Annotated in this window: 8 protein-coding genes; 3 read left to right on the top strand and 5 right to left on the bottom strand. The window is 63.8% G+C overall.

From position 1 onward, the window contains the following. Positions 1–803: PilT/PilU family type 4a pilus ATPase (locus tag ACTHNE_RS11735; RefSeq protein ID WP_440269335.1), on the top strand; the 803-nt coding region annotated here is incomplete at its 5' end. Positions 804–1084: 281 nt separating this feature from the next. Here the strand turns inward: ACTHNE_RS11735 and ACTHNE_RS11730 are convergent. From ACTHNE_RS11730 to ACTHNE_RS11715, 4 genes are all read right to left on the bottom strand, one after another. Beyond that, positions 1085–1927, bottom strand: coding sequence for a response regulator (locus tag ACTHNE_RS11730; RefSeq protein WP_440269334.1), 843 nt, complete (start codon positions 1925–1927; stop codon positions 1085–1087). A 206-nt stretch (positions 1928–2133) separates the two neighbouring features. Then, the gene (ftsX, locus tag ACTHNE_RS11725) at positions 2134–3105 is read right to left on the bottom strand and encodes a permease-like cell division protein FtsX (protein WP_324939769.1); all 972 of its coding nucleotides are present in this window, start codon (positions 3103–3105) and stop codon (positions 2134–2136) included. After that, positions 3102–3779: a cell division ATP-binding protein FtsE gene (gene ftsE / locus ACTHNE_RS11720; protein ID WP_324939766.1), complete on the bottom strand. Its 678-nt coding sequence runs from the start codon at positions 3777–3779 to the stop codon at positions 3102–3104. Before ftsE ends, ftsX begins: the two co-directional genes overlap by 4 nt. A 140-nt stretch (positions 3780–3919) precedes the next feature. Beyond that, positions 3920–5584, bottom strand: a complete 1665-nt coding sequence (locus ACTHNE_RS11715; protein ID WP_324939763.1) for a DEAD/DEAH box helicase — start codon at positions 5582–5584, stop codon at positions 3920–3922. Positions 5585–5943: 359 nt separating this feature from the next. On the opposite strand from ACTHNE_RS11715, the gene trxA reads away from it, so the two are divergent. After that, on the top strand, positions 5944–6273 hold the full coding sequence (gene trxA / locus ACTHNE_RS11710) for a thioredoxin TrxA (RefSeq protein ID WP_324939760.1): 330 nt from the start codon (positions 5944–5946) through the stop codon (positions 6271–6273). Positions 6274–6463: 190 nt separating this feature from the next. Next, the gene (gene rho, locus ACTHNE_RS11705) at positions 6464–8203 is read left to right on the top strand and encodes a transcription termination factor Rho (RefSeq protein ID WP_440269336.1); all 1740 of its coding nucleotides are present in this window, start codon (positions 6464–6466) and stop codon (positions 8201–8203) included. Positions 8204–8209: 6 nt separating this feature from the next. Here rho and ACTHNE_RS11700 read toward each other — a convergent pair. Continuing rightward, the coding region (locus ACTHNE_RS11700) for a hypothetical protein (protein ID WP_440269333.1) at positions 8210–8425 on the bottom strand (216 nt) is incomplete at its 5' end.

The raw sequence follows: 8425 nt of genomic DNA, 5'->3' as shown, positions 1-8425 counted from the left end.
AATTCGAAGACCTCGAACTGCCCGCTGTGCTGAAGGACGTGATCATGACCAAGCGCGGCCTGGTGATCATGGTCGGCGCCACCGGCTCCGGTAAATCGACGACGCTGGCGGCCATGGTCGGCTACCGCAACGAGCATAGCCAGGGCCACATCATCACCATCGAAGACCCCGTCGAATTCGTCCACCCGCACAGGAATTGCGTGATCACGCAGCGCGAAGTGGGCGTCGACACGGACAGCTTCGAGGCCGCGCTGAAGAATTCGCTGCGCCAGGCGCCGGACGTGATCCAGATCGGCGAGATCCGCGACCGCGAAACCATGGAACACGCGATCGCCTTCGCCGAAACCGGCCACCTGTGCCTCGCGACGCTGCACTCCAACAATGCCGACCAGACCATCGAGCGCATCCTCAACTTCTTCCCCGAGGGCGCGCACAAGAACGTGCTGATGAACCTCGCGCTGAACCTGCGCGCGGTGATCAGCCAGCGCCTGGTCAGCGGCAAGGACGGCCGCCGCCTGCCGGCGGTGGAAGTGCTGCTGAACACGCCGCTGATCCGCGACATGATCCGCCGCGGCCAGATCCATGAAGTGAAGGAAGCCATGGACCGCAGCCTGCAGGAAGGCATGCAGACCTTCGATCAATCGCTCTACAAGCTGTACAAGAGCGGCCGCATCGAGCTGGAAGAAGCGCTGGCGAAGGCCGACTCGCGCGATGGGCTGGCGTTGAAGATTCGCTTGTCCGAGGGCGGGAATTCGGAATCGGCGGAGCTGGTGGGCAACGACCCGTATGGGTTGGGGTTCTGATCTCTGGAGCCCGCTCCCTCTGGCGCCGATTAGCCTCGAATCTCAATTGTGCGAATGACGGCTCCCTCCCCTGCACGCAGGGGAGGGTTGGGGTGGGGCTGTACGAGCTTGCGGCGTCGTTGCAATGCTTCGCGAGGTTGCTTCACCCCACCCTAACCCTCCCCTACTACACGTAGGGGAGGGGACACATTGCGGCAAGCTGAGCACGCGTAGGTTGGGGTGCAAACCCCAACACCAGCATGCATGGCCGAACGAAAATGTTGGGGTTTGCACCCCACAACCTACGAGATGCTTTCCCGCGCACGCAGATGTTGCGCCACGCGCAACTGGAACAGCAGCTTGGTAATCAGCAGCTTTTCCTCGACCGGCTTTTCCACCAGGTCGTTAGCGCCGGCGCGGATCAACGCGGCCTGGTTGTCGGGATTTTCATCGCCCGTCATCACCAGCACCGGCAGCTTGCCTTTGCCGTAGCCGAATTCGGTGCGGATGCGTTGCAGCAGGTCGCCGCCGGTGAGTTCGCCTTTGAGGCTGACGTCGGTCAACACCACATCTGCGCCCACCACGCCTTGCTCGCGCTCGGTTTCGAGCAGCGCCAATGCATCTTCCACGCTGACCACGTGGCGCACGGTGAGGCCGATTTTCTCCATCATGCGGCGCGTGGCCAGCGCCACCACGCGGCTGTCCTCGACATACAGCACCACGCCTTCGGCGGCGCTTTCCGGCCGCACGTAGCCGCGGATGAATTCCGCCAGCGCCTGGAAGCCGAGCGACTTGTCGAAATAGTCGGTGACGTGTTCGCCCAGGGCGCGGCGATGCAGGCGATCGTCCACGTCGCCCGATACCACCACGATCGGCACATAGATCTGCGGCGCGGACTCGCGCACGTAGCGCGCCAGTTCCAGCCCGTCCATGTCGGGCAGGCGCAAGGCGACGGTGATGAAATCGAACACGCCGGCTTGCAACAGCCGGTGCGCATCGGCGCCGGAGCCGCAATCGACCACCTCCGCCTGCGGCAATTCTTTTTGCAGCACGCGCGTGATCAGTTGGCGGACGACCTTGGAACCGTCCACCACCAGCACGCGCGGTGCGGCGCTGAGATCACGGTTGCTGATGCTTGCACTCATCAAAAAACCCCACCATCCCGGTTTTGCGTGGCTTCCGTGCATAGCCATTCGGCAGGTGCCCCCTGCACCTGTAGGACGCCATTCTATCCGGCCTCGCGGAAACGACCGCTATGGTGACTCAGAATGGTGCAGAGGGGGTGCGAACGGCTTCACCGCTGTGGGATCCGACAGGGCCGCAAGCGAGATTGCTCCCTCACCCGGAGACCTCAAGCGGCCTTGCGCAATGCCCAGGCGCTGACCAGCCGCGCGCCCAGCCAGCCCAGAAACGCCGCCGCCACCGGCACCGCCAGCAGCAGCCAGGGCGGCAGGCCGCCGACGCGCAGCGTGCCTTCGTAAACCTGGCTGAGGCGAGCCACCGGTTCGGCCAGCGCGAATTCGATCGCCAAGGCCAGGCCGACTGCCAGCACGCCACTGAACAGGCCATACCAGATACCGGCGTACAAATAAGGCCGCCGCACAAAGGCACGGCTGGCGCCGATCAATTTGAGCACGCCGATTTCTTCGGCGCGGCTGGTGATGTCTACGCGCACTGTATTGCCGACCACCAGCAGCACTGCCAGCGCGAACAGCGCAGCCAGGATCAGCACCAGGCGATTGCCCACGCCGAGCAGCGCATCCAGGCGCTGCCGCCAGGTGCCGCTGTCCTGCACCATGTCCACGCCCTGCATGCCGCGCAGGTCGTCCACCAACCGGCCCGCCGCGGTCGCGGAAATACCATCCTGCGGCTGCACTTCGAGCACGAAGGGCAGCGGATTGTCGTCCAGCGCATGCAGCGCATCGGAGAAGCCCTGCATCTTGCTCAGTTCGTCCATGCCTTGCTGCGGCGATTTCACCGCGACGTGCGCCACGCCATCGTGCTGTTCGATCTGCCTGGCCAGGATCTGCGCATTGCCGACGACCTGGTCTGTTTTCAGGAACACGTTGATCACCTGGTTGCGTCCCAGCGCATTGCCCAGCGACTGCACGTTCGAAAGCAGCAGGTAGAACGCCAACGGCAGCGCCAGCGCCAGGCCCATCACCGCGATGGTGAGCAGGCTGCCGACCGGTTTGGCGGCGAGGCGGCGCAGGCTGGCGCCCGCGCTCCAGCCGTGATGTTCGCGCCAACTGGAAAACGGACGGCGATGGCTGCGTTCGCTGCGCGCCGGAGGCTGGGCTTGCGTTTCGGTCGGTGCGCTCATAGCACTTCCTCCGCCGCGACATCCGCCACCAGCCGGCCATGATCGAGCACGACCACGCGTTTCTTCACGCGCTTGATCAAAGGTAGATCGTGGCTGGCGACCAGCACGGTGGTGCCGAACTGCTGGAACTCGGCGAACAGGCTCATGATTTCAAATGCCAGTTGCGGATCGAGATTGCCGGTTGGTTCGTCGGCGATCAGCACGCTCGGCTTGGCGACGATCGCGCGCGCAATGCCCACCCGCTGCTGTTCGCCGGTGGAGAGCGATGCCGGCAGTTGCCGTTCGTAATCGAGCAGGCCCACTTTCTCCAGCGCCGCACGCACGCGGCGGCCACGTTCCAGTGGCGAGATGCCGCCAATCACCAGCGGCAGTTCCACATTGGCGAACACGCTGCGGTCCATCAGCAGGCGATGATCCTGGAACACCATGCCGAGGCTGCGGCGTAGCTTGGGAATGCCGCTTTGGCTGACCTTGGCCAGGTTTTGGCCATCGAGCATGACGTGCCCGTGCGTGGGCCGCTCGATCAGCGCCAGCAACTTGAGCAGCGTGCTCTTGCCCGCGCCGGAATGCCCGGTCACGAACGCCATCTCGCCCTTGGCGACTTCGAACGTAAGCTGCGAAAGGGCTTCGTGTCCCCCTTCATAACGCTTGCTGACTTGATCGAAGCGGATCACGCGTTTCCCTGTCCAGGCTTAGGTTGCTTGGCGGCAAGGATAAAGGGAATGGCGCATACGGAATAGCGGCGCAGGTTGGGACGCGAACCCCAACGCATGGACGTGCATGGCTAGGTTGGGGTTTGCACCCCAACCCCTGCTCAACCGCCGGTGAAGAGGCGCGCGAGGCGGCGGAAGAAACCGATTTTCTTCGGTGCAGCCTGCTCACCCGACGGCGATTGCGCCACCACCTGTCGCGATGGACGGCTGGTGCCCGACGCGGCGGATTGATTCACGGCGACTTCGGTGGCCGGCGGCATGCCCGAACGATGACGGCCGCGGCCACCGCGACGGCGGCGACGCTTGCCTTCGCCACCTGCGGTTTCCTGTGCAGGCGCGGTGCTGGGTGCATGTGCAGGCGTCGCAGGCTTTGCTTCGTTCGCCGTTGCATCGCGTTCTTCGCGCGGCTTGCGCGGACGCTCGTCACGCCGTTGCCGCTGCTCCGAACCCCGGCGTTCGCCACCGCGTCCGCCACGACCTCCGCGCGAGCCGGACGGCTTGCCGTCGGTGCGCGGCGTGACCTTGTCGCCGAACTCCGCGCTGTCCGCCGCCGCTTCGGCCGCGTACTGCGCATCTATCTGCTTGGGCGCGGGCATCACCAACAGGTCCGCTTCCATATTGGCGACCGGAATTTTCTGGCCGATATAGGTTTCGATATCCGGCAAGGACATCGCATACAGGTCGCAGGCGAAACTGATCGCATCGCCTTCGGCACCCAGGCGTGCGGTGCGGCCGATGCGGTGCACGTAGTCTTCGGCATCCTGCGGCAGGTCGTAGTTGAACACGTGGCTGACCGCGGGAATATGCAGGCCGCGCGCGGCGACGTCGGTGCAGACGAGCACTTCCAGTTGCGAATCCTGGAACCGCTGCAGCAGTTTCTGGCGCTTGAGCTGCGGCACGTCGCCGGACAGCGCACCCACGCGATAGCCCTGCCGCTTCACGCGCTCAGTGATGCGTTCGGCCGCGGCCTTGGTGTTGACGAAGATGATGCTGCGCTCGGCCTTGGTGCGCTCGAGCAGGTTGAGCAGCAGCGGCATTTTTTCTTCCTTGGCCGGGAAGTACACCACCTGCCGCACGCGGTCGGCGGTGACGTTGTCGGTTTCCACCGTCATCTTCTCGGCGTTGTGCATGTGTTCGTAGGCCAGCTCCAGCACGCGGTGCGACAGCGTGGCGGAGAACAGCAGCACCTGGCGCTGCTCGCGCGCCGGGAGGCGGCGGAAGATGAAGCGCACGTCCTTGATGAAGCCCAGGTCGAACATGCGATCGGCTTCGTCGATCACCATCACTTCCACGCCGTTGAAGCCGAACACGTTCTGCTTGTAGTAGTCGAGCAGGCGGCCGGGGGTGGCGATGATGATGTCGCAGCCGTCCTTCAGCTGCTGGCGCTGTTTGTCGTAGTCGACGCCGCCGTAGATCAGCGCGGTGCGCAGGCCGGTGTAGCGGCCGATGTTCTTGGCGTCTTTTTCGATCTGGATCGCCAGTTCGCGGGTGGGCGCGATCACCAGGGCGCGCGGGTCGGAGTCCTTGCGTTCGGCCACCGCCGGACGGGTGAGCAGCCGGTTCATCAGGGCGACCAGGAAGGCGCAGGTCTTGCCGGTGCCGGTCTGGGCCTGGCCGGCCACGTCACGGCCGGTGAGCGCCATCGGCAGGGTCAGCGCCTGGATCGGCGTGCAGCGCGCGAAACCGGCCTCGTCGAGGCCTTGCTGCAGCAGCGGGTGCAAATCGAATTGGGTAAAGAAGGTTTCGGTCAGTACGGTTTGGGACATGAATGGGAGTCTGGTACAGGCCAGCGAACGAGCGCTTGGGCCCGGTCCCGCAGTCAGTCTGGCAAACCTTGGGACAAGTGGATGGATGCGACGCGCAACTGGCGCCGAGAGAGTGGCTGCATCCCCGCCGGCATAGGTGAAGCGGCTCGTGAAGCAGGCTTCACCTATGCCGGCCGGGCAGGCCACGGGTACCCTTGAATCGCTTGAATCGCGTCCCGACTTAGGCTGGAATGGAACACATGCCGCAACGGCACTGATTCCACTTCCCGGATCGACCCGCGCCCCATGGGCACTTCCACTAGTGTAACTGATGATCGGCACGCGGTCTTAACCCATCCGCCTTTACCCCCGGAGACACCATGGCGAGCGAATTGATTACCCATGTGAGCGACGACGCCTTCGATCAGGAAGTGCTGAAGTCCGACACCCCCGTACTGCTGGACTTCTGGGCCGAATGGTGCGGCCCGTGCAAAGCCATTGCCCCGGCGCTGGACGAGCTGGCCAAGGAATACGAGGGCAAGCTGCGGATCGTGAAGCTGAACATCGACCATAACCAGAAGACTCCCCGCACCTACGGCGTGCGCGGCATTCCCACCCTGATGGTATTCAAGGGTGGCAAGGTGGAAGCCACCCAGATCGGCGCGGTGAGCAAGGGTCAGCTCAAGCAGATCATCGACAAGGCGATCTGATCACAGTCGCACCACCCGTCGCTGCAGCCACCCTTTACGGCGCTGCGCGACGGGTGTTAGATTCAATCCTATCGGGGCTGTCCTTGCCCTCCGCGCATTCTGCGCAACGCTCGTCCTCCCTCCTGTCATCAACGGCGCCCCGTGAGGTTTGCCCGTGTCCGATATCGAAAGCAAAGATTCTTCCGACGCCATTCGCGCCGACTCCAAACCCGTAACTGAAACGCCTACCCGAACCCGTTCGCCTCGCCGATCCGCTGCCGCAGCGAGCGAAGCCAACCGCCCTGCCCAAAGCGCGGCCGAAACGCCGCCGCCCTATACGGAGCGCCCGACCCCGCCACCTGCGGAAGTCGCCCCGTCCTACACGCCCACGCAGGAACCGCTGCGCTACGGCGGGCAGAACGGTGAGGCATCCGAAGCCCGCGACAACGCCCCGCAGGGCGGCAACGGCAACGGTAATGGCGGTGGACAGCAGGCGCAGAACCAGGGCCAGCATGGCCAGGGCAACGAGCGCCGCAATGATCGCAACGACCGGAACGACCGCAACCGCCGCCGCCGTCACGAGCGCGGCCAGCGTCCGCCGGGCCAGGGTGGTGGTGGTGGCCCGCAGCGCAATCCGCACGGCCTGCCGGTGGACGACGAAAACGCCGACATCGGCAGCAACGACCGCGTCATCAACCTCACCGAGCTGAAGCGCAAGAACCCGGTGCAGCTCCTGGAATTCGCCGAATCGCTCGGCATCCAGGAAGGCGTAGCGCGCCAGCGCCGCCAGGACGTGATCTTCAATATCCTCAAGGCCCACGCCCGCTCCGGCGGTGGCATCTGGGCCGAAGGCGTGCTGGAAATCCTGCAGGACGGCTTCGGCTTCCTGCGCTCGGCCGATGAGTCCTATCTGGCCGGCCCTGACGATATCTACGTGTCGCCCAGCCAGATCCGTCGCTTCAACCTGCGCACCGGCGACTACATCACCGGACGCGTGCGTCATCCGAAGGAAGGCGAGCGCTACTTCGCGCTGCTGAAAGTGGATGACATCAACGGTGATCCGCCGGAAGCATCGAAGAACAAGATGCTGTTCGAAAACCTGACGCCCTTGTTCCCGCGCAGGTCATTCAGGCTCGAACGCGGCAACGGCTCCACCGAAGACATCACCGGACGCATCCTCGATCTCGTCGCACCGATCGGCCGCGGCCAGCGTGGTCTCATCGTGTCGCAGCCGAAATCCGGTAAGACGATGATGCTGCAGAACGTGGCGCAGGCGATCCAGTACAACCACCCCGATGTGCATCTGATCATGTTGTTGATCGATGAGCGTCCGGAAGAAGTCACCGAAATCGCCCGCACCGTGCGCGCCGAAGTGATCAGCTCCACCTTCGACGAACCGGCCGTGCGCCACGTGCAGGTCGCCGAAATGGTGATCGAGCGCGCCAAGCGCCTGGTCGAGCACAAGAAGGATGTGGTCATCCTGCTCGACTCGATCACCCGCCTGGCCCGCGCCTACAACACCGTGGTGCCGAGCTCCGGCAAGGTGCTCACCGGCGGCGTGGACGCGAACGCGCTGCAGCGCCCGAAGCGCTTCTTCGGCGCCGCGCGCAACGTGGAGGAAGGCGGCTCGCTCACCCTCATCGCCACCGCGCTGATCGACACCGGCAGCAAGATGGACGAGGTGATCTACGAAGAATTCAAGGGCACCGGCAACATGGAAGTGCACCTGTCCCGCCGCATCTCCGAAAAGCGCGTGTACCCGGCCATCGACATCAACCGCTCTGGCACGCGCCGCGAGGATCTGTTGATCGAACCGGACCTGCTCGCCAAGATCTGGATCCTGCGCAAGCTGCTGCATCCGATGGATGAACTGGCGGCGATGGAATTCATGCTCGACAAGATGAAGAACACCAAATCGAATGACGAATTCTTCAATTCGATGAAACGTTAAACAGTGTCACGAAAAAGCCGCCCATGAGGCGGTTTTTTTGTCTCGCCAAGACGTCATTCCCGCGAAAGCGGGAATCCATGTTGCTCTGATGCGCTCTTGAAAATGGATTCCCGCTTTCTCGGGAATGACGACCTGGAGGGGGATGGCAGCTCGATACGGAAATAAACCAACGTTACGCCTCACGCCTTTTTCAAGAAACACACCTTCAACACCAGATCCTTG

The organism is Dyella sp. (genome assembly GCF_051954575.1).
Lineage (GTDB): Bacteria > Pseudomonadota > Gammaproteobacteria > Xanthomonadales > Rhodanobacteraceae > Dyella_B.
Note: the sequence above shows the minus strand (reverse complement) of the source record. Positions and strands in the feature narration are given on the sequence as shown.

What these genes read in the sequence shown, in the direction of transcription:
- ACTHNE_RS11715 (WP_324939763.1), bottom strand. Translation starts at nt 5,584, where the DNA reads ATGTCCCAAACCGTACTGACCGAAACCTTCTTTACCCAATTCGATTTG.
- ACTHNE_RS11730 (WP_440269334.1), bottom strand. Translation starts at nt 1,927, where the DNA reads ATGAGTGCAAGCATCAGCAACCGTGATCTCAGCGCCGCACCGCGCGTG.
- trxA (WP_324939760.1), top strand. Translation starts at nt 5,944, where the DNA reads ATGGCGAGCGAATTGATTACCCATGTGAGCGACGACGCCTTCGATCAG.
- ftsX (WP_324939769.1), bottom strand. Translation starts at nt 3,105, where the DNA reads ATGAGCGCACCGACCGAAACGCAAGCCCAGCCTCCGGCGCGCAGCGAA.